Origin of the sequence: Rickettsia endosymbiont of Polydrusus tereticollis, from assembly GCF_964026385.1 — a bacterium.
GTDB lineage: Bacteria > Pseudomonadota > Alphaproteobacteria > Rickettsiales > Rickettsiaceae > Rickettsia.
Genome location: NZ_OZ032142.1, coordinates 1383024 through 1401249 on the forward strand (window position 1 = coordinate 1383024; position 18226 = coordinate 1401249).

Genomic DNA, 18226 nt, shown 5'->3' on the forward strand with positions numbered 1-18226 from the left:
TTTTATATATCCTTAAATTAATAGAAATCTTCGTAACGCTTAGATAATTCTTGTATATTTTCCGGTGGCCAGTCAGGTAAATCCATACCGAATTTTAAACTGAATTTTGCTAATATCTCTTTAATTTCATTTAAAGATTTTCTGCCGAAATTTGGAGTTCTTAACATTTCAGCTTCAGTTTTTTTAACAAGATCACCAAGATAAACTATATTTTCATTCCTTAAACAATTCGCAGATCGAACAGATAACTCCAATTCATCAACTTTTTTAAGTAAATAAGGAGAGAACGGCAAGGATTCTGTTTTATCTTGTTTAACTTCCTCTTGTTCTTCAAAAGAAATAAATGGTTGCAATTGTTCTTGTAAAATACGAGCGGCTAAACCGATAGCCATTTCCGGAGAAATATCTCCGTTAGTTTCCACCATCATAATTAATTTATCATAATCGGTAACTTGACCGACCCTAGTATTTTCAACTCTATAGGTAACTCTTTTTACCGGACTAAATAAAGCATCTATAGCAATTTCTCCGATAGGTAAGTTATTTTCACTGTTACTTGTATTAGGCACATATCCTTTTCCTATTCTACAAGTTAACTCCATCTCGAGCTGCTTACCTTTAGCCAAGTTGCAAATTACATGTTCCGGATTTAATATCTCTACATCATGACCGGTTTCGATCATGCCGGCAGTCACTACACAAGGTCCTGAAGCTTTTAACTTAACAATTTTTTTATCTGCAACATGCATTTTTATTGCTATAGATTTAATATTTAAAACTATCTCAACTAAGTCTTCTTTTATCCCGGGAATAGAAGAAAATTCATGCACTATCCCGGGAATTTTTATAGACGTTACGGCTGCTCCTTGTAGAGAAGAAAGTAAAACCCTTCTCATAGCATTACCTAATGTTAAACCAAAGCTTCTTTCTAATGGTTCGACTATAATTTTTGCGATATTGTTAGTTTCAGGAGAGCTTTGATAAGCTACCTTATGCGGCTTTATTAAAGAGTTCCAATTTTTACTTAGCGATAACATTCTATACCTATATCTATGTCTTCCTTATACTCTTCTTCTTTTTGGCGGCCTTACTCCATTATGTGCAATGGCTGAAACATCTAGAATTGATGTAATTACAAAATTTTGCCCAAATACTGCACGCATCGCCGATTCACGTTGAGCACCCGGTCCTTGAATTCTAATAGAAACAGTTTTAAGCCCATATTCTTTTGCTTCTTCAGAAGCTTTATCTGCAGTTATCTGAGCAGCGTAAGGGGTCGCTTTTCTAGCACCTTTAAATCCGTTTCTTCCTGCGGATGATGAAGATATTGCATTACCTTGAACATCGGTAAATGTAACAATAGTATTATTAAATGTTGCTTGTATATGCACAACACCAAGGGTAATAGTCTTCTTTTTTTTCTTAACTTTAGTTTGACTCATCTTTATATTCTACTCTATTATTTTACGGCTTTTTTCTTACCGGCAATTGCCACGGCTTTTCCTTTTCTCGTACGAGCATTAGAATGAGTATTTTGCCCCCGAACCGGCAATTTGCGTATATGCCTAAGCCCTTGAAAACACCTTATATCTTTTTTCTTTTTAATGTTAAGGTTAACTTCTCGCCTTAAATCACCTTCAACTTTATATTCTTTTTCAATAACATTACGTAAACTAATAAGTTCCTGATCATTAAGATCTTTAACTTTTTTACTTTCCGGTATCTTTGTTTTATTACAAATTTCCTTTGCAATACTATTTCCAAGACCGTAAATATATGTTAAACTTATTACTAAACGCTTATTATCGGGAATGTTAACGCTCGCAATCCTTGCCACAAATAATCTCCAAAATTTCACTAACAACTAAAAAAATAATATAAAAAACTTTTATAAAGTCAATTTATTTTTAGTATTTTATATAAATCACTTTCTATTTCTTCTTCTTTTTTACTTGCATTTATTGTATAAAATTCACCGTTATCTTTATAATAATTTATCAAGGGAGAAGTTTCAATTTTATACTCTTCTATTCTTTTTTTTATAATTTCTTCACTATCATCTTTCCTACAAACAAACGCATTTGAGCCACAAGCATCACAAATATTTTCAACCTTAGGCTTTAAAAAATAATTATTATATATCTTGCCGCAATTTGCACAATTATATCTGCCTAAAATTCTTTTAATTAATATTTCATCAGAAATATCAAAGTAAATAATTTTTATTTTTTGATTGCTAATAGTTTTAAAAAATTCGGCTTGTTCTAGATTGCGAGGATATCCATCTAATATATAACCGTTTTTATATTTATCCGACGATAAAAATTTCTCAACTATTCCATTTACTATTTCATTAGGAATAAGTTTTCCTTGCTTTATATAATTATTAATTAACCTACTCTCCTCACTTGAGGACATAATAATTGTTCTAAATATATCGCCGACAGACACATGAGGTAGATGACTTTTTTCGGCTAATTTTTTCCCTTGGGTTCCTTTTCCGGCTCCAGGCGGACCTATAAGAACTATTATCACTTCTAACTCATTTTTAATTTTTTAATTTTACCTTTTTCATTAGTCCTTCGTATCTACTACTAAATAAGTAAGTTTGAATTTGGGCGAATGTATCAAGTACTACATTAACTACAATTAAAAAACTTGTCCCTCCCAAAGAAAGTGATACAACGTATTTATTCATTAATAATTCAGGAATCACACATATTAAACTTAAATATATCCCCCCTATAACCGTAAGCCTAGTAAGTATATAATCAAAATATTCTGCCGTGTTTTTTCCGGGTCTTTTACCCGGAAGATAAGCACCGTATTTTCTTAAATTATTGGCTGTTTCTTCAGAGTTAAATACTATTGCCGTATAAAAAAAGCTAAAAAACATTATTAAAGCGACATACAACAAAATATAAATAGGCTTCCCGTGACCCAAATAATATGTCAATGTCCCCATAATTTCCGAATTATTAGTAGAGAAATTTGCAAGTGTCGCAGGAAATAATAAAATTGAACTAGCAAATATCGGCGGGATTACACCTGCCGTATTAAGTTTAAGCGGCATATGGGTTGCTTCTCCGCCGTAAATCTTATTTCCTACTTGCCGTTTAGGATATTGCACTAATAATTTTCTTTGAGCCTTCTCGAAAAAAATTATTATAGCTATTAAAATGACTACTCCTATACAGACAGTTATCCCCACTAATGGAGATAAAGCCCCTTTACGAGATAATTCAAACATACTAATAATAGCACTAGGCACGCCTGAAATTATACCTATAAATATAATTAAAGAAGTGCCGTTTCCTATCCCACGAAGCGTAATTTGTTCACCCAGCCACATTAAAAACATTGTTCCGACAGCTAAGGTAATTACTGTGGTAACCTTGAAGAAAAGACCCGGTATAATCACTACCGGTCCGGTATTTGTTACTATAGATTCCAAACTTATGGCCACCCCGTAAGCTTGAAAAGAAGCTAGCAAAACTGTTAAATATCTTGATAACTGATTAACTTTTCTTTTTCCGGCTTCACCTTCTTTTTTTAAATTTTCCAAAGGTTTATAAGCTACCGACATCAATTGAATAATAATTGACGCAGTTATATAAGGCATAACCGCTAAAGCAAAAATAGACATCCTGCCTAAAGAACCGCCTGACAACATATTAAACATGCCAAGTATACCGGATTGATTCTGCTCAGCAACACTATTTAAAGCAACCGAATCAATACCCGCTATAGGTATAAATGATCCAAACCGACATATTATAAGAACTAAAACAGTAAAAATAATGCGATTAGTAAGATCATTGCCGGTCTTTTTTGAAGAATGTGCATTCATAAGTTATAATATTTGCCCGCCGGCTTTTTCAATCAATTCTTTGGTTTTAGAAGAATAAGCATCTAACTTAAATGATAAAGGGGCAGCGAAGCCTTCAGTGCTAACCGATAATAATTTAACTAATAAATTACTATTTTTAATTAACCCGACCTCTACCAATTTTTCTTTAGTAATTATTTCAGCCTCATTTAAACACCCGGCCAATAATAAAGCTTCGATATCATAAACATTTACAATATTATATTTTTTAGGAGACAAAGAATTAAATCCTCTTTTCGGCAATCTTTTTATTATAGGAGTTTGACCGCCTTCAAAACCTTTTATTGCCACACCTGACCTAGCTTTTTGTCCTTTCACACCTCTGCCGCAAGTTTTACCTTTTCCGCTGCCGATGCCTCGTCCGACTCTTTTTCTATTTTTTTTAGAACCAAAATTATTATATAATTCGTTTAATTTCATTTTGAAACTCTAATTGATATTTTCTATTTTTAATAAATGCTCAACTTTTTTAAGCATACCTTTAATTGAATTAGTAGCATCAAGAATAACAACTCTACCGATTTTATTTAGACCGAGTCCGATTAACGTTTGTTTCTGATCATATTTACGACCTATGCTACTTTTAACTTGAGTAACTTTTAATTGTATATCAGCTAATTTTTCTTCTTTTTTATTACTCATAATTCCTTAATACACCTCAAGCTTTTAAAAAACCTAAAATATTATTTAATATTGTTATTTATAATACGATATTATTCACTAACTTGAAGATCGGTAGCTTTTACCGATACTTCATTTATTTTTTTGTCTCTTCGTAATCCGATAGTTTTTGGCGAAGAAAGTTTACTTAATGCATCAAATGTTGCAGCAATCATTGCGTATACATTACTAGAACCTAACGACTTAGCAACAATATCATGTACTCCTAAAGAATCAAAAATTGCTCTCATAGCACCGCCGGCAATAACTCCGGTACCTGCTTTAGCTCTTCTTAAAATTACTTTAGCGGCACCACTTTTCCCAACAACATCGTGGTGAATTGTTCTATTTTGATAAAGAGGAATCTTAGTCAATTTTTTCCTAGCTTCTTGAGTCGCTTTCCCTCTAGCTTCAGTCACTTCTTTTGCTTTACCGTGACCATAACCTACTTTACCTGCTCGATCTCCTGCAACTACGCATGCAGCAAAAGAAAATCTTCGTCCGCCTTTAACTACTTTAGTAACTCTATTTATGTCAACTACAGTTTCGCTTAAAGCTTCTTCATTTTTTTTAACTTTAGACATTTATAATAACCTTAACCTAAAATCTTAATTTTTTCCGTGCCGCATCAGCGAGAGCTTTGATAACACCGTGGTATTTATACCCCCCTCTATCAAATACGACCTCCTCTATTCCTTTCAAAATAGCTTTTTCAGCTATTAATTCACCAATTTTAGTAGCATTGTCTACATTACAATTAGACTTTTTTAATTTTTTAATTTTTTCGTCTAAAGTTGAAGCCGAAGCAACCGTTATTGATTTTGAATCATCAATTAACTGAGCATATATATGTCTTCCGGATTTAAAAATAGATAATCTATGTCTATTAGATAGTTTGGCTATCTTATATCTTACTCTATTTTGTCTTCTTTCAAACTTAAGTTTCGCACTATGCATATTTAACTCTTAAATTTTAATTTTTCTTGCCTTCTTTCCGTGGTATATACTGACCTTTAAATTTAATTCCTTTACCTTTATAAGGTTCAGGCGGTCTTTGTTTTATAATAATTGATGCAAACTGACCTAATTTTTCTTTATCCGTCCCTTCCAAAATAATCACATTTTGCTTAGGAACATCAACTTTAATATCTTTAGGTATTTCAATTTTTGTGTTATGGCTTTTGGCAAGCATTAAATTTAAATATTCTCCTTTTACCATAGCTCTATAACCGACGCCGTTAATTTCCAGCTCTAATTTAAAGCCTTCCTTTACCCCTTTAACCATGCTAGATATTATACTTCTTGCGGTACCCCACATAGAGCGAGCATTTTTATTTTGAGCTAACGGTTTTACTAAAATTTTATTATCTTCTAACAAAATTTCTATACTGCCTTTAAAAGCTTTTGATAATTTACCTTTAGGTCCGGATATATTTACTTCTAAACCGTTTAAGCCAATTTTCACCCCTTCCGGTATAATAATTGGTAACTTTCCGACACGTGACATTTTTTTACCTTAAAACACTTTACAAATTACTTCACCGCCAACATTTTGAATATGAGCTTCTCTATCCGACATTACTCCATGAGAAGTAGAAAGAATATAAATTCCCATATTATTATAATATCCTTTCAAATCTTTGATTGCTGAATATACTCTTCTTCCGGGTGTTGAAACCTTATGAACTTCACGTATAGAGGCTTCACCTTTACTAGAATATTTCAAATCTACTTCAACATGGCTAATATTATTTTCTTGGGTAACCTTATATTCTTTTATATAACCTTCTTTTTGCAATACATCTAAAATTGCACATTTCATTTTAGAACCAGGAAAAGCAACGCTCATTAATTTACTTTTATAAGCATTTCTAATTCTAGTTAGCATATCCGCTACGTTATCAGTCATTGACATATTATATATCTCTTAATTCTTACCAACTTGCCTTAATTACTCCGGGTACTAAACCCTTGCCCGCTAAAACTCTTAACATATTCCGTGAAATACCGAATTTTTTGCTCACGCCTCTTGGTCTTCCTGTTAATTCACATCTATTTCTTACTCTAATAGCAGCTGAATTTCTTGGCAATTGAGCAAGAGTCATCACTAATGAAAAACGTTCTTCTAACGAAATATTTTTATCGTAAATCTTATTTTTTAATTTAGTACGCTTACTATATAAGCTTTGTGAGAATTTTTTTCTTCTTTCATTTTTTTTTATAGAACTTAATTTTGCCATCTACATATCCTAAAAATTAATTATAAAAAGGTAAATTAAAGCCCGAAAGTAACAATTTACCTTCTTTATCGTTTTTAGCCGTGGTAACAATTGTAATATCCATACCCCTTATTACATCAATTTTATCGTAATTAATTTCGGGAAAGACTATTTGTTCTTTTAATCCGAAAGTAAAATTTCCTTTACCGTCAAAACTTTTATAAGAAAAACCTCGAAACTCTTTAACACGCGGCAGCGCTACAATTACCAACCTTTCAAGAAAATCATACATTCTGTCTTTGCGTAAAGTTACTTTACAACCTATCTTCATTCCTTCACGAAGCTTAAAGGTTGCTATAGATTTTCTGGCTAAAGTTACAACAGGCTTCTGTCCGGAAATTAAAGTTAAGTCGTTAACAACGTTATTCATTACTTTAGAGTCGGCTACTGCGGCACCTACTCCCATATTTATAACGATTTTTTTAATTTCCGGTATTTCGTGTTTATTTTTATAAGAAAATTCTTTTTGCAAATTTTTTATAATTTCTTGAGTATATAACTCTTTAAATCTTAATAACATTATTTACCTTCCTTGCCGATAATCTCACCTGATTTTTTTGCTACTCTAACTTTAGAACCGTCCTCTAAAATTTTAAAACCTACTTTTGTAGATTCACCGGTTTTAGGATCGATATGAGCAACATTTGAGATGTGTATAGGCAATTCTTTAGTTATTATTCCTCCTTCACTTACTTGGCTTGGTTTGGTATGTTTTTTCACCAAATTTACCCCGGAAACAATAATTTTATTATCTTCAGGAAAAACTTTTAATATCTTCCCCTTTTTCCCTTTGTATTTGCCGGTGATAACAACAACTTCATCACCTTTTTTAACTTTCAACTTAATCATTTATAATACTTCCTCTGCAAGTGACATTATCCTAACAAATTTTTTAGCTCTAAGCTCTCTAGTTACCGGTCCAAAAACTCTAGTACCGATAGGTTCACCCTGCTTATTTAGAAGTACTATTGCATTTTTATCAAATTTTATTGTATTGCCGTCGATTCTTCTAACACCTGTTCTTGTTCTAACTATTAATCCTTTATATACATCACCTTTTTTAACTTTACCGCCGGGCATAGCTTCCTTAATTGAAACTACAATAACATCACCGAGCTTAGCTATCATATGATGCGAACCTCCTAGAACTTTAATACACATAACTTTCTTAGCACCGGAATTATCCGCAACATCTAAGATGCTTTGCATCTGAATCATAAATTACTTCCACTTATATACTTTTTACAAAACACAAAATAAACAATCTATCCGATAAAGTCAAAGACTAAAAGCGGCATTGTAAAATAAAGATAGATATCGTCATTGCGAGCGACTGTAAGGAGCGTGGCAATCCATAAAAAATAACAAAAAATTGCTAATTTTTAGCTAGATTGCTTCGTCAATCACTTCGTAATTTCCTCGCAATGACGTAGATTTTCCAAGGTATCTATCTTTATTTGGCAATGCCCTAAAAGCCTTTATAGTAAAGTGATTTTAACTTACCTACCTCATTGCTTGTCGTTTACCTAATTACTTTAGGCTATTACAAAGCATCTTATACGCAAACTCAACCGCTTTTACTATGCTTCATCATTCAATACTATCCATGTTTTTGTTTTTGAGATAGGGCGACTTTCTATTATATTAACTTTATCTCCGTCTTGAAATTTATTTTCAGGATCGTGAGCAGCATATTTTTTAGATACTTTTACGAATTTCTTATAAATAGGGTGTTTAAATTTACGTTCTACTTTTACGGTAACAGTTTTATCCGCCTTTGCACTTACTACAACACCTTGTAAGACTCTTTTTGGCATTTTAATATTCCTCGCTCTCAGATCTTTTGGTTAATTCGGTCTTAATACGTGCAATTGACTTTTTAACAAAAGAAAATCTACTTGTATTTTTTAATTCTCCTAAAGTCTGCTGAAATCTCAAATTAAACAATTCTTTTTTTAAAGCAATAAGATTTTTATTAAGCTCTTCTATAGTTTTAGGAGCCAGCTCTTTTTTTAAGGATTTTAAATCAGTCATAACGTCTCACTATCTTTGTTCTTACCGGTAGTTTAGCACTAGCAAGCTCTAAAGCTCTAAGGGCTATATTTTCTTCCACTCCTTCAATTTCAAACATAATTCTTCCGGGCGAGACTCTTACCGCAAAGAATTCCGGCGTTCCTTTACCTTTACCCATTCTTACCTCTGCAGGTTTCTTAGAAACAGGCAAATCAGGAAAGATTTTTATCCATAATCTACCTTGTCTTTTCATACATCTGGTTGCGGCTTTCCTTGCTGCTTCTATTTGCCTCGCAGTCACTCGCCAACCGTCTATAGATTTTAACCCAAAAGAACCAAAAGCAAGCATAGTACCTGATTTTGCTTTTGAAGTGACTCGTCCTTTATGAGCTTTTCTAAATTTTTGTTTTTTCGGAGCTAACATTTTTGTACTTTAAAATTAGTTATATTTTTTATTTTCGGTATACTCACCTTTATAAATCCAAACCTTTACGCCTATAACTCCATAAGTAGTTATAGCTTCAGCCGTTGAATAATCAATATCGGCTCTTAAGGTATGCAAAGGGACTCTCCCTTCTCTATACCATTCCGTTCTAGCAATTTCAGCTCCGCCAAGACGTCCCGAACAACTAACCCTTATACCAAGACCACCTTGTTTAAAAGAAGCTTGAATAGCGGTTTTCATTGCTTTCCTAAAAGAAACTCTTTTTTCAAGTTGCGAAGCAATATTTTGTGCTACTATAGGAGCATCGATATTAGATTTCCTTACCTCATGAATATTAATATAAACTTCTTTCAAAGAAGCCATTTTTTCTACAGTCTTTTTTAATTTATCAATATCACTACCGCTTTTACCGATAATAATATTTGGTTTTTTTGCATAGATATTAATTATAATACTTTTATTAGAAGGTCTTTCGATAAGTATCCTACTAATTTGAGCTTGATTACAATTTTTATTTATTAATTCCCGAATCCTTATATCTTGTATAAAAAGAGTTTTATAATGTTTTTCAGCATATAATACTGAATCCCATCCTTTAATTAATGTCGGTCCAACTCTAAAACCATGTGGGCAAATTTTTTGTCCCATTTTAATTCTCCTCTTTTTCTGTAACGGTAATATAGAGATTACTAAAAAACTTATTAATTCGAGCCGCTCTCCCTTTAGCTCTCGGCATAACTCTTTTCATCACTAAAGCTTTACCGACCGTGGCGTTTGTAATAACTAATCTATCTATATCTAAACCTAAATTATTTTCAGCGTTAGCAATTGCGGAATGTAAACAATTTTTTACATCATGTGCAATTCGTTTTGGTGAAAAAGTTAACTGCACTAATGCTTGTGCAACTCTCATATTTCTAATAGAAGCCGCAACTAAATTTAACTTTCTTGGACTAACCCTAATAGACTTAGCTTTTGCCGTAGCAAAATTTTTACTTACTTGTGCCATATAATTTATTTTCTTTTAACTTTTTTATCTGCTCCATGACCGTAGAATGTTCGAGTCGGTGCAAATTCTCCTAATTTTCTGCCAACCATTTCTTCACTTACGGAAACCGGTATAAACTTATTTCCGTTATGAACCGAAAATGTAAAACCGACAAAAAAAGGTAAAATAGTTGACCTTCTGGACCAAGTTTTAATCATTTCCGACTTACCGGATTCCATTAACTTATGTACTTTTTTTATCAAATAACCGTCGACAAAAGGCCCTTTCCAAACTGAACGTGCCATAACTAATACCTAATTTTAATTACTTTCTTTTTTTAATAATAAACTTTGAAGTAGATTTATTTTTACGAGTCTTTTTACCTTTAGTCGGGAATCCCCAAGGAGTAACGGGATGACGCCCGCCGGAAGTTTTACCTTCACCGCCGCCATGTGGATGATCGACCGGATTCATAGCTACCCCTCTAACGTGAGGTCTGCGTCCTAACCACCTATTTCTACCGGCTTTTCCTAAATTAATATTTTTTTGATCAGAGTTAGAAACAACACCTATAGTAGCTTTACAATCTAAAGGTATTAATCTAAATTCACCTGATCTAAGCTTAATTTGTGCATATCCTGAATCCTTACCTACCAAATCTACTGAAGTGCCGGCTGATCTTGCAATCTGACCGCCCTTACCTACTTTCATTTCAACATTATGTAAAGTAGTTCCAACCGGAATAAACCTTAACGGCATGCAATTGCCGATTTTAATATCGGCATCTTTGCTAGATATTATTTTTTCGCCTATAGATAATTTTTGCGGAGCTAGAATATAAGAATATTCACCGTCCTCAAACTTAATTAACGCAATAAAAGCGGTGCGGTTCGGATCATACTCTATTCTTTCAACAGTAGCAAACACATCTAATTTATTTCTTTTAAAATCAATAAGACGATATAGTTTTTTATGCCCGCCACCCCTGTGCCACGAGGTAATTCTACCTTGATTATTTCTTCCGCCCGTCTTAGTTATTCCCTTAGTTAAAGGCTTAAAAGGATCACCTTTCCAAAGGCTAGCTTTATCAACTTGTATTAACTCTCTAAGCGAGGGAGTGACCGGGTTAAATTTCTTTAAAGCCATTTTATTTAATTCCTCCAGTAAAATCAATAGTATGATCTTTTTCTAATGTCACAATAGCTTTCTTCTTATCAGATTGACATCCGTTAAACCCTTTAAATCTTTTCTTTTTACCCTTCACATTTAAAATATTGACTTTTTTAACTTTCACTTTAAATATTTCTTCAATAGCTTTTTTAACAGAGGCTTTTTTAGCGATTTGATCTACATAAAAAGTAAATTTATTTTGTTCAGAAAGAGCGGTAGTTTTTTCTGTTATAACCGGTCTTCTAATTAAATCGTAATGTTTATAAGAATTCATTTTAACCTCTTTTCTAAAACATCAACCGCCTCTTGTGATATCAACACATATTCATGACGTATTATATCGTAAACATTTGCACCTATTTGCGGAACTACTATTGTATTATGAATATTTTTTGCCGCTAAGGAAAAATTAACGTCAACCTCATTTCCGTCAATTACAAAAAAGCTTTTTCCTTGAAATTTACTTAATATATTTGCAAGGATAGAAGTTTTCGGCTCATCTAGCTTTAAAGAATTTATTACTAATAATTTTCCTTCAGCTAATTTTCCTGATAAAGCGTGCATCAACCCAAGCTTTCTAACTTTTTTAGGCAATTTTGTTGCATGGCTTCTTGATACCGGACCGTGAGCTACGCCACCGCCACGCATTTGAGCAGACCTGAGTGAGCCTTGCCTTGCGTTACCCGTACCTTTTTGCTTAAACGGTTTTTTTGTAGTACCGGATACCCCTGATACCGTTTTAGTTTGGTGAGTGCCGGACATCGCCTTAACACGTTGCCAATCAACAACAAGCTTTATAATATCTTCTCTGATAAATTCCAAAGCAAATATATCTTTATCTAAATTAATCTCGCCTACTTCTTCATTTGCAAGATTTAATATTTTAGTCTTCATATTTGTTTAACCTATATATCTTCTAACCGTAATTACGAGTAAATAATGGCTGTTGTATGGCTCTAAAAAAGTGCCGTATGTCATTCCCGCGAAGGCGGGAATCCAGAAAAAACACTTAAAATAAGCAAAATATATATGAAAATTTACTATATAATTCGCTTAAATATTTTCTGGATTCCCGCCTTCGCGGGAATGACATCAAAAATTCGATCCATGCAACAACGCCGATCAAGCCACGGTATGACATTGAAACCATTTTTTGAGCCACACAACAACGCCATACGCCTTATTGAACGACATTTAAATTACTTCACTGTGCTTATCAATTACACAGTAATTTTTAACTATTCTCTTAAATTTATATCGTTATTGATGCCTTTTTTATTGCATCTTTAATGCAAAGATAAGAACCTTTAGAACCAGGAATACTGCCGCTAATCATGATAACGCTACGCTCTTTATCAACTCCGAATATTTTTAGATTCTGAATAGTAATTTTTTGACATCCCATATGTCCGGCCATTTTCTTCCCCTTAAAAACTTTACCCGGGTCTTGTCTTCCACCGGTAGAACCATGAGAACGATGAGATATCGACACACCGTGAGAAGCCTCAAGCCCTCTAAAATTATGTCTTTTCATACTACCGGCAAATCCTTTACCTATAGTAGTTCCAGACACGTCAATAAATTGACCGGCGGTAAAATGATCCACTTCTAAATTAGCAGCTATATCAATAAAATTGTCTTTAGAAACTCTAAATTCTTTTAATTTAACTTTAGGCGGTACTTTAGCATTCGCAAATATTTGCTTTAGAGGCTTAGTTACTCTCGATATTTTTTTATCTTTTACGCCGATAACTATAGCATTATAGCCATGTTTTTCTTCAGTTTTATGCCCAACAACTTGACAGTTATCAACCTTTACTAAGGTAAGAGTAACCCGCTCTCCCTTTTCATTAAATACTGAAGTCATACCGATTTTTTGGGCGATTATACCAGTTCTCATTACTCCCCACTCTCTAATTTAATCTCAACATCAATACCGGCAGGCAAATCAACTTTCTTTAAAGCATCAACGGTTTGCGGCGTTGGATAGCTTATAATAAGCAATCTTTTTTGGGTTCTAATCTCGAATTGTTCCCTTGACTTTATATGTACGTGAGGAGATCTATTTACGGTAAATCTTTCAATCATTCTAGGTAGAGGAATAGGTCCGCTAACATCAGCACCGGTTCTTTTAACAGCACCGACTATTTCTTTCGTAGCTTGATCAAGAATACGATGATCAAATGACTTTAAACGAATTTTGATTTTTTGACTATTTTTCATTTAGTAAACCTTATTTACAAACAGCAAGATTATTCAAAACAATATTATTAAAATATGTTTGCTATATCTCAAAATAATAAATGCCCATTATACAAGATAATAGGCATTTATAAAACAAGTTATTTTATAATTTTTGATACAACGCCTGCTCCAACCGTTCTACCGCCTTCACGAATAGCAAAACGCAGACCTTCCTGCATAGCTATCGGAACAATCAACTTTACGATTAGATTTGCATTATCACCAGGCATAACCATTGCTTTACCGTCTTTCAAGGTTATTTCACCGGTTACGTCCGTTGTTCTAAAATAAAATTGTGGACGATAATTATTAGCAAACGGGGTATGACGCCCACCTTCATCTTTGGTAAGCACATATACTTCGGCTTCAAATTCATCATGCGGAGTTATACTACCGGGCTTCGCCAGTACTTGCCCTCTTTGAACTTCCTCTCTTTTTGTACCGCGTAGTAATATACCGACATTATCCCCTGCTTCTCCGCTATCAAGAAGTTTTCTAAACATTTCAACACCGGTACAAGTAGTTGTTTGGGTTTCTTTCATACCGACGATTTCTATAGAATCACCGACTTTTACTATACCGGCTTCAATCCTACCGGTTACAACAGTACCTCTTCCGGAGATAGAAAATACATCTTCTATCGGCATTAAGAACGGCTTTTCAGTTTCTCTTTTCGGCTGAGGAATATAGCTATCTACGGCATCCATTAATTCATGAATAGCTTTTTCCCCTTCAGGCTTACCTTCTAACGCTTGAAGTGCAGAACCTTTAATAAAAGGTATATCATCTCCGGGAAAACCGTATTTTGATAATAACTCTCTTACTTCCATTTCAACTAATTCTAGTAATTCAGGATCATCGACCATATCTACTTTATTTAAAAAGACGACCATAGCCGGAACGCCTACTTGCTTAGCTAACAATATATGTTCTCTGGTTTGAGGCATTGGACCGTCAGCAGCAGAAACAACAAGTATCGCTCCATCCATTTGAGCGGCACCCGTTATCATATTTTTTACATAGTCGGCATGTCCTGGACAATCAACGTGAGCATAATGCCTAGCCTTAGTTTCATATTCCACATGTGCAGTAGAGATTGTTATACCTCTCTCCTTCTCTTCAGGAGCCGCATCGATTTGATCATAAGCTGTCGCCTTTGCTCCGCCTTCTTTGGAAAGCACTATTGTTATTGCCGCCGTTAAAGAAGTTTTACCGTGATCTACGTGACCGATAGTACCTATATTAACATGTGGTTTGTTTCTTTCAAACTTTGCTTTTGCCATATTATTTACTCTCTACAATTTTTTAGGTTTAATACAAACTGATTTTTAAAGTGCATATTTATTTATCTTGCTAAATCTTCACAAACTTTATTACTAAATATCTGGAGCGGGTGATGGGAATCGAACCCACGCAACCAGCTTGGAAGGCTGGAGTTCTACCATTGAACTACACCCGCACGCTTCTCCGAACCATTTAGTGTGGTGGAGGGAGAAGGATTTGAACCTTCGTACGCTTACGCGGGCAGATTTACAGTCTGCTGCCATTGACCACTCGGCCACCCCTCCTACAAAGACTACTGTATTAAATAGACTAATTCACTGTAAAGTACAATAGAAATTAGTATAGGATTTAATAAAATCTTTTGCCGAATCATCAAATAAACAAACAGCAGCTAGCACGTTTATTTAGTTGTAAGTTTCTATAATAAATAGTAGTTTGTGTCAAGAACAAATTACTCTAGGTTTTTAATAACATGAGAAATAAAGAGCCTAACTCTAAAAATTTTTATTATCTTTACGGCAAACACCCTGTATATTCAGCTCTTAGAAATCCAAAACGTCAAATTGAAAGCGTCTTTTGTACCTCTGATATTTTTAATGCTAACAAGGAATTAATAAGCCTTTACCCTTATAAAATTATTACTAACGATTTTTTATCTAAACTTTTAGAACCAAGCCATATTCATCAAGGAATAGCAGCTAAAGTTAAGACTATTTTTTCTAATAATATCGAAGATATCGACGTCAATAATCCGAATTGTAGAATTGCAATTCTTGACCAAGTAACCGACCCTCAAAATATCGGTGCAATTATTCGTAGTGCCGCCGCCTTTGGAATTAATACCGTAATATTACCGGCAGATAATGCTCCGGATGAAAATGCGATGATGGCTAAAGCGGCTTCAGGTAGTTTGGAGCTAGTACAAGTTATAAAAGTTACTAATTTACGTATCTCTATGGAATATCTTAAAAAACAAGGCTTTTGGATTATCGGGCTTGACTCGGGAGGAGTAAATTCTTTTAACGATAATTTATTTTCGGATAAAATCGTCGTCGTACTCGGCTCGGAAGATAAAGGAATGAGAAGGCTAGTTAGAGAAACATGCGACTATTTAGTAAAAATACCTATTTCCAATAAGGTAGAAAGCCTTAACGTATCAAATGCCGCTTCTATAATTTTTCATTTGTTATATACAAAACATCCTAAGTAAATAAAATATTATGTTTTGTTCATTTTTTATTTACTTAACAGGAAAAGAGTAGTCTACTATAATATGATACTTAAATAGCTTATTTAAGTATCATATTATAATTGAGTGCAAAATACAGCTTTATACAAACTCATAACTTTTTATAATAAACTAAATAATGAGTGCGTCATGCCGAAAAACGTAGAACGAAATAAAAAAATTATTGAAATTTTTGAAAAGCAGTTAGATAAGTTTATAAAAGAGTTAAAAGAAAAAGAAATTACTAAAGAAATACTCGGTAAATTTCTTGATGATGTAATTAATAATTTAAAAAACAAAAATTTAATTAACGAAATAACGTTTGATATCTATCGAGGTAAGGCAATAATTGAAAATATAGCCTATCCGAGCAATGATTTATCTACCGACCGAGACATACACCAATGGCAGAAATTTTATAATTTTAACCATGATATTATGCTAGATAACACTTTAGCTTTTATTTCTAATAACTTAGCAACTTCTTCCTTAAAGGATAAATTATATTATAGTTTTGCAAAATTATGTAAACAACTAGGATTAGAAGCAATAAGCGATCATTTTCACGAGAAAATTAAATTATACATTACATATGAAAAATTATAGGACGGAAACAGATTCATTCGGTGAAGTTAAAATAGACGATCAATTTTATTGGGGGGCACAAACTCAAAGATCTTTAGAAAATTTTAAGATAGGCGAGCAGAAAATGCCTTTGATTTTAATTCGCTCTTTAGCGATTTTAAAAAAATGTGCTGCAATGGTCAATCAAGAATTAGGTAGCCTTGAACCTAAAATAGCAAGTACAATAGATAGAGCTGTAGATAGAATTTTAAACGGTGAATTTAGCGACAATTTTCCGCTAGTAATATGGCAAACGGGATCGGGTACGCAAACTAATATGAATATGAATGAGGTAATAGCCTCTATTGCTAACGAAGAATTAACCGGCAAGAAAGGCGGTAAATCCCCTGTACATCCTAACGACCACGTCAATAAAGGGCAATCGTCAAATGACTCTTTCCCAACCGCTATGCATATAGCAACCGTACTTGCAACGAAAGAGCAGCTAATACCGGCACTTACAAATTTATTAACTAGCTTGCAAGGTAAATCACAAAATTGGCAACATATAATTAAAATAGGACGTACCCACCTACAAGATGCTACTCCTATAACCTTAAAACAAGAATTTTCCGGCTATATTACTCAAATTGCTTATGCATTAGAGCGAATAGAAGATGCGCTTAAAAAAGTTTATTTGCTTGCACAAGGTGGAACGGCAGTCGGTACCGGTATAAATTCACCGGCAGGATTTGACATAAAATTTGCCGAAAAAGTAGCACAGCATACTAAATATCCTTTTAAAACCGCCCCCAACAAATTTGAAGCACTAGCCACACATGATGCATTAGTGGAATTTTCCGGCACACTTAATACTATTGCAGTGAGCTTAATGAAAATAGCCAATGATATAAGACTGCTCGGCTCTGGTCCAAGATGCGGCTTCGGTGAGTTACATCTACCGGAAAACGAACCGGGTTCCTCTATCATGCCCGGCAAAGTTAACCCAACGCAAGTCGAAGCTTTAACAATGGTCTGTACGCAAGTAATGGGTAATCACGTAACCGTGACGATTGCCGGCTCAAACGGTCATCTTGAACTTAATGTTTTCAAACCGGTTATAATCTATAATATTCTCCAATCTATCGAGTTACTCTCAGATAGCATTAATAGCTTTGTCTCGCATTGTATAAAAGGACTTGAACCTAATATAGAACGGATTAATAATTTACGTGAACAATCCCTTATGCTGGTGACCGCTCTTAATCCTCATATCGGTTATGATAATGCAGCAAAAATTGCTAAAGAAGCTTATAGACAAGGAATCACATTAAAACAGGCAGCACTGCAATTAGGACTCTTATCGGCAGAGGAGTTTGATAAAATAGTAGTAGCGGAAAATATGGTTGACAATATTAAGAAATAAAGATAGACTAGCATAAGACTAGTTTAATTTATTATA

Annotated in this window: 31 protein-coding genes and 2 tRNA genes; 4 read left to right on the plus strand and 29 right to left on the minus strand. The window is 33.7% G+C overall.

Going from position 1 to position 18226, the window contains the following annotated elements; all coding sequences use genetic code 11:
• Positions 1-17: 17 nt before the first annotated feature.
• From AAGD48_RS06760 to rplD, 24 genes are all read right to left on the minus strand, one after another.
• Positions 18-1037: a DNA-directed RNA polymerase subunit alpha gene (locus AAGD48_RS06760; protein WP_341789504.1), complete on the minus strand. Its 1020-nt coding sequence runs from the start codon at positions 1035-1037 to the stop codon at positions 18-20.
• Positions 1038-1061: 24 nt separating this feature from the next.
• Positions 1062-1442 carry a 30S ribosomal protein S11 gene (rpsK, locus tag AAGD48_RS06765; RefSeq protein WP_341789505.1) on the minus strand — a complete coding sequence of 127 codons (381 nt, stop codon included), beginning with the start codon at positions 1440-1442 and terminating at the stop codon, positions 1062-1064.
• A 17-nt stretch (positions 1443-1459) separates the two neighbouring features.
• Positions 1460-1837 carry a 30S ribosomal protein S13 gene (gene rpsM, locus AAGD48_RS06770; RefSeq protein WP_341789506.1) on the minus strand — a complete coding sequence of 126 codons (378 nt, stop codon included), beginning with the start codon at positions 1835-1837 and terminating at the stop codon, positions 1460-1462.
• Between the two features lie 59 nt (positions 1838-1896).
• Positions 1897-2535, minus strand: a complete 639-nt coding sequence (locus AAGD48_RS06775) for an adenylate kinase (protein WP_341789507.1) — start codon at positions 2533-2535, stop codon at positions 1897-1899.
• 13 nt (positions 2536-2548) lie between these two features.
• Complete coding sequence (gene secY, locus AAGD48_RS06780) at positions 2549-3850, minus strand: preprotein translocase subunit SecY (protein ID WP_341789508.1); 1302 nt, start codon at positions 3848-3850, stop codon at positions 2549-2551.
• Between the two features lie 3 nt (positions 3851-3853).
• Positions 3854-4309 carry a 50S ribosomal protein L15 gene (gene rplO / locus AAGD48_RS06785; protein WP_341789509.1) on the minus strand — a complete coding sequence of 152 codons (456 nt, stop codon included), beginning with the start codon at positions 4307-4309 and terminating at the stop codon, positions 3854-3856.
• 9 nt (positions 4310-4318) lie between these two features.
• The gene (rpmD, locus tag AAGD48_RS06790; protein WP_341789510.1) at positions 4319-4531 is read right to left on the minus strand and encodes a 50S ribosomal protein L30; all 213 of its coding nucleotides are present in this window, start codon (positions 4529-4531) and stop codon (positions 4319-4321) included.
• A gap of 71 nt (positions 4532-4602) precedes the next feature.
• Positions 4603-5133, minus strand: coding sequence for a 30S ribosomal protein S5 (gene rpsE / locus AAGD48_RS06795; protein WP_341789511.1), 531 nt, complete (start codon positions 5131-5133; stop codon positions 4603-4605).
• A gap of 16 nt (positions 5134-5149) precedes the next feature.
• The gene (gene rplR / locus AAGD48_RS06800) at positions 5150-5506 is read right to left on the minus strand and encodes a 50S ribosomal protein L18 (protein WP_341789512.1); all 357 of its coding nucleotides are present in this window, start codon (positions 5504-5506) and stop codon (positions 5150-5152) included.
• Positions 5507-5522: 16 nt separating this feature from the next.
• Positions 5523-6056, minus strand: coding sequence for a 50S ribosomal protein L6 (gene rplF, locus AAGD48_RS06805; protein ID WP_253308006.1), 534 nt, complete (start codon positions 6054-6056; stop codon positions 5523-5525).
• Between the two features lie 9 nt (positions 6057-6065).
• Entirely contained in the window at positions 6066-6464 is a 399-nt protein-coding gene (rpsH, locus tag AAGD48_RS06810; protein WP_341789513.1) for a 30S ribosomal protein S8, read from the minus strand.
• A gap of 19 nt (positions 6465-6483) precedes the next feature.
• The gene (gene rpsN, locus AAGD48_RS06815; protein ID WP_341789514.1) at positions 6484-6789 is read right to left on the minus strand and encodes a 30S ribosomal protein S14; all 306 of its coding nucleotides are present in this window, start codon (positions 6787-6789) and stop codon (positions 6484-6486) included.
• A 16-nt stretch (positions 6790-6805) separates the two neighbouring features.
• Complete coding sequence (gene rplE, locus AAGD48_RS06820; RefSeq protein ID WP_341789515.1) at positions 6806-7348, minus strand: 50S ribosomal protein L5; 543 nt, start codon at positions 7346-7348, stop codon at positions 6806-6808.
• Entirely contained in the window at positions 7348-7677 is a 330-nt protein-coding gene (rplX, locus tag AAGD48_RS06825; RefSeq protein WP_341789516.1) for a 50S ribosomal protein L24, read from the minus strand. Before rplX ends, rplE begins: the two co-directional genes overlap by 1 nt.
• Positions 7678-8046, minus strand: coding sequence for a 50S ribosomal protein L14 (rplN, locus tag AAGD48_RS06830; RefSeq protein ID WP_253308011.1), 369 nt, complete (start codon positions 8044-8046; stop codon positions 7678-7680).
• 362 nt (positions 8047-8408) lie between these two features.
• The gene (gene rpsQ, locus AAGD48_RS06835) at positions 8409-8645 is read right to left on the minus strand and encodes a 30S ribosomal protein S17 (RefSeq protein ID WP_341789517.1); all 237 of its coding nucleotides are present in this window, start codon (positions 8643-8645) and stop codon (positions 8409-8411) included.
• Position 8646: 1 nt separating this feature from the next.
• Positions 8647-8862, minus strand: a complete 216-nt coding sequence (rpmC, locus tag AAGD48_RS06840) for a 50S ribosomal protein L29 (RefSeq protein WP_341789518.1) — start codon at positions 8860-8862, stop codon at positions 8647-8649.
• Positions 8855-9265, minus strand: a complete 411-nt coding sequence (rplP, locus tag AAGD48_RS06845; RefSeq protein WP_341789519.1) for a 50S ribosomal protein L16 — start codon at positions 9263-9265, stop codon at positions 8855-8857. Before rplP ends, rpmC begins: the two co-directional genes overlap by 8 nt.
• A gap of 15 nt (positions 9266-9280) precedes the next feature.
• Positions 9281-9934, minus strand: coding sequence for a 30S ribosomal protein S3 (gene rpsC / locus AAGD48_RS06850; RefSeq protein ID WP_341789520.1), 654 nt, complete (start codon positions 9932-9934; stop codon positions 9281-9283).
• Between the two features lies 1 nt (position 9935).
• Positions 9936-10295, minus strand: coding sequence for a 50S ribosomal protein L22 (rplV, locus tag AAGD48_RS06855; RefSeq protein WP_341789521.1), 360 nt, complete (start codon positions 10293-10295; stop codon positions 9936-9938).
• A 5-nt stretch (positions 10296-10300) separates the two neighbouring features.
• Entirely contained in the window at positions 10301-10579 is a 279-nt protein-coding gene (gene rpsS / locus AAGD48_RS06860; protein WP_253308017.1) for a 30S ribosomal protein S19, read from the minus strand.
• A 19-nt stretch (positions 10580-10598) separates the two neighbouring features.
• Positions 10599-11420: a 50S ribosomal protein L2 gene (gene rplB, locus AAGD48_RS06865; RefSeq protein ID WP_341789522.1), complete on the minus strand. Its 822-nt coding sequence runs from the start codon at positions 11418-11420 to the stop codon at positions 10599-10601.
• A gap of 1 nt (position 11421) precedes the next feature.
• Positions 11422-11718 (minus strand): 50S ribosomal protein L23, encoded by a 297-nt coding sequence (rplW, locus tag AAGD48_RS06870; RefSeq protein WP_341789523.1) that lies wholly within the window; start codon positions 11716-11718, stop codon positions 11422-11424.
• Positions 11715-12338 carry a 50S ribosomal protein L4 gene (gene rplD / locus AAGD48_RS06875; protein ID WP_341789524.1) on the minus strand — a complete coding sequence of 208 codons (624 nt, stop codon included), beginning with the start codon at positions 12336-12338 and terminating at the stop codon, positions 11715-11717. The genes rplW and rplD overlap by 4 nt, the downstream gene beginning before the upstream one ends.
• Before the next feature lie 192 nt (positions 12339-12530).
• Here rplD and AAGD48_RS06880 point away from each other — a divergent pair, with 192 nt between their 5' ends.
• The gene (locus AAGD48_RS06880) at positions 12531-12734 is read left to right on the plus strand and encodes a hypothetical protein (RefSeq protein WP_341789525.1); all 204 of its coding nucleotides are present in this window, start codon (positions 12531-12533) and stop codon (positions 12732-12734) included.
• Here AAGD48_RS06880 and rplC read toward each other — a convergent pair.
• The 5 genes from rplC to AAGD48_RS06905 all read right to left on the minus strand — a co-directional run bounded on the left by rplC (position 12697) and on the right by AAGD48_RS06905 (position 15256).
• Complete coding sequence (rplC, locus tag AAGD48_RS06885) at positions 12697-13344, minus strand: 50S ribosomal protein L3 (protein ID WP_341789526.1); 648 nt, start codon at positions 13342-13344, stop codon at positions 12697-12699. The two genes, AAGD48_RS06880 and rplC, sit on opposite strands and share 38 nt — an antisense overlap.
• The gene (rpsJ, locus tag AAGD48_RS06890; protein WP_341789527.1) at positions 13344-13667 is read right to left on the minus strand and encodes a 30S ribosomal protein S10; all 324 of its coding nucleotides are present in this window, start codon (positions 13665-13667) and stop codon (positions 13344-13346) included. The genes rplC and rpsJ overlap by 1 nt, the downstream gene beginning before the upstream one ends.
• A gap of 119 nt (positions 13668-13786) precedes the next feature.
• Complete coding sequence (gene tuf / locus AAGD48_RS06895) at positions 13787-14971, minus strand: elongation factor Tu (RefSeq protein WP_341789528.1); 1185 nt, start codon at positions 14969-14971, stop codon at positions 13787-13789.
• A gap of 102 nt (positions 14972-15073) precedes the next feature.
• Positions 15074-15147, minus strand: a tRNA-Gly gene (locus tag AAGD48_RS06900).
• A gap of 23 nt (positions 15148-15170) precedes the next feature.
• Positions 15171-15256: transfer RNA gene (locus tag AAGD48_RS06905), tRNA-Tyr, on the minus strand.
• Positions 15257-15444: 188 nt separating this feature from the next.
• Here AAGD48_RS06905 and rlmB point away from each other — a divergent pair.
• The 3 genes from rlmB to fumC all read left to right on the plus strand — a co-directional run bounded on the left by rlmB (position 15445) and on the right by fumC (position 18190).
• The gene (rlmB, locus tag AAGD48_RS06910; protein ID WP_341789529.1) at positions 15445-16182 is read left to right on the plus strand and encodes a 23S rRNA (guanosine(2251)-2'-O)-methyltransferase RlmB; all 738 of its coding nucleotides are present in this window, start codon (positions 15445-15447) and stop codon (positions 16180-16182) included.
• A gap of 168 nt (positions 16183-16350) precedes the next feature.
• Entirely contained in the window at positions 16351-16806 is a 456-nt protein-coding gene (locus tag AAGD48_RS06915) for a hypothetical protein (RefSeq protein ID WP_341789530.1), read from the plus strand.
• Positions 16793-18190, plus strand: coding sequence for a class II fumarate hydratase (fumC, locus tag AAGD48_RS06920; RefSeq protein WP_341789531.1), 1398 nt, complete (start codon positions 16793-16795; stop codon positions 18188-18190). The genes AAGD48_RS06915 and fumC overlap by 14 nt, the downstream gene beginning before the upstream one ends.
• The last annotated feature ends 36 nt before the right edge of the window (positions 18191-18226 follow it).

Bases quoted from the DNA above. Each gene is read 5' to 3' on its own strand.
- rplD (WP_341789524.1), bottom strand. From the start codon at position 12,338: ATGAAGACTAAAATATTAAATCTTGCAAATGAAGAAGTAGGCGAGATT.
- rpsN (WP_341789514.1), bottom strand. From the start codon at position 6,789: ATGGCAAAATTAAGTTCTATAAAAAAAAATGAAAGAAGAAAAAAATTC.
- rpsH (WP_341789513.1), bottom strand. From the start codon at position 6,464: ATGTCAATGACTGATAACGTAGCGGATATGCTAACTAGAATTAGAAAT.
- rplW (WP_341789523.1), bottom strand. From the start codon at position 11,718: ATGAATTCTTATAAACATTACGATTTAATTAGAAGACCGGTTATAACA.
- rpsJ (WP_341789527.1), bottom strand. From the start codon at position 13,667: ATGAAAAATAGTCAAAAAATCAAAATTCGTTTAAAGTCATTTGATCAT.
- AAGD48_RS06915 (WP_341789530.1), top strand. From the start codon at position 16,351: ATGCCGAAAAACGTAGAACGAAATAAAAAAATTATTGAAATTTTTGAA.
- AAGD48_RS06880 (WP_341789525.1), top strand. From the start codon at position 12,531: ATGACATCAAAAATTCGATCCATGCAACAACGCCGATCAAGCCACGGT.
- rpmC (WP_341789518.1), bottom strand. From the start codon at position 8,862: ATGACTGATTTAAAATCCTTAAAAAAAGAGCTGGCTCCTAAAACTATA.
- secY (WP_341789508.1), bottom strand. From the start codon at position 3,850: ATGAATGCACATTCTTCAAAAAAGACCGGCAATGATCTTACTAATCGC.
- rplB (WP_341789522.1), bottom strand. From the start codon at position 11,420: ATGGCTTTAAAGAAATTTAACCCGGTCACTCCCTCGCTTAGAGAGTTA.
- rplX (WP_341789516.1), bottom strand. From the start codon at position 7,677: ATGATTAAGTTGAAAGTTAAAAAAGGTGATGAAGTTGTTGTTATCACC.
- tuf (WP_341789528.1), bottom strand. From the start codon at position 14,971: ATGGCAAAAGCAAAGTTTGAAAGAAACAAACCACATGTTAATATAGGT.
- rplF (WP_253308006.1), bottom strand. From the start codon at position 6,056: ATGTCACGTGTCGGAAAGTTACCAATTATTATACCGGAAGGGGTGAAA.
- rpsC (WP_341789520.1), bottom strand. From the start codon at position 9,934: ATGGGACAAAAAATTTGCCCACATGGTTTTAGAGTTGGACCGACATTA.
- rplE (WP_341789515.1), bottom strand. From the start codon at position 7,348: ATGTTATTAAGATTTAAAGAGTTATATACTCAAGAAATTATAAAAAAT.
- rpsK (WP_341789505.1), bottom strand. From the start codon at position 1,442: ATGAGTCAAACTAAAGTTAAGAAAAAAAAGAAGACTATTACCCTTGGT.
- rpsS (WP_253308017.1), bottom strand. From the start codon at position 10,579: ATGGCACGTTCAGTTTGGAAAGGGCCTTTTGTCGACGGTTATTTGATA.
- AAGD48_RS06760 (WP_341789504.1), bottom strand. From the start codon at position 1,037: ATGTTATCGCTAAGTAAAAATTGGAACTCTTTAATAAAGCCGCATAAG.
- rplR (WP_341789512.1), bottom strand. From the start codon at position 5,506: ATGCATAGTGCGAAACTTAAGTTTGAAAGAAGACAAAATAGAGTAAGA.
- rpsQ (WP_341789517.1), bottom strand. From the start codon at position 8,645: ATGCCAAAAAGAGTCTTACAAGGTGTTGTAGTAAGTGCAAAGGCGGAT.
- rplP (WP_341789519.1), bottom strand. From the start codon at position 9,265: ATGTTAGCTCCGAAAAAACAAAAATTTAGAAAAGCTCATAAAGGACGA.
- rplO (WP_341789509.1), bottom strand. From the start codon at position 4,309: ATGAAATTAAACGAATTATATAATAATTTTGGTTCTAAAAAAAATAGA.
- fumC (WP_341789531.1), top strand. From the start codon at position 16,793: ATGAAAAATTATAGGACGGAAACAGATTCATTCGGTGAAGTTAAAATA.
- rpsE (WP_341789511.1), bottom strand. From the start codon at position 5,133: ATGTCTAAAGTTAAAAAAAATGAAGAAGCTTTAAGCGAAACTGTAGTT.
- rplV (WP_341789521.1), bottom strand. From the start codon at position 10,295: ATGGCACAAGTAAGTAAAAATTTTGCTACGGCAAAAGCTAAGTCTATT.
- rplC (WP_341789526.1), bottom strand. From the start codon at position 13,344: ATGAGAACTGGTATAATCGCCCAAAAAATCGGTATGACTTCAGTATTT.
- rpmD (WP_341789510.1), bottom strand. From the start codon at position 4,531: ATGAGTAATAAAAAAGAAGAAAAATTAGCTGATATACAATTAAAAGTT.
- rplN (WP_253308011.1), bottom strand. From the start codon at position 8,046: ATGATTCAGATGCAAAGCATCTTAGATGTTGCGGATAATTCCGGTGCT.
- rlmB (WP_341789529.1), top strand. From the start codon at position 15,445: ATGAGAAATAAAGAGCCTAACTCTAAAAATTTTTATTATCTTTACGGC.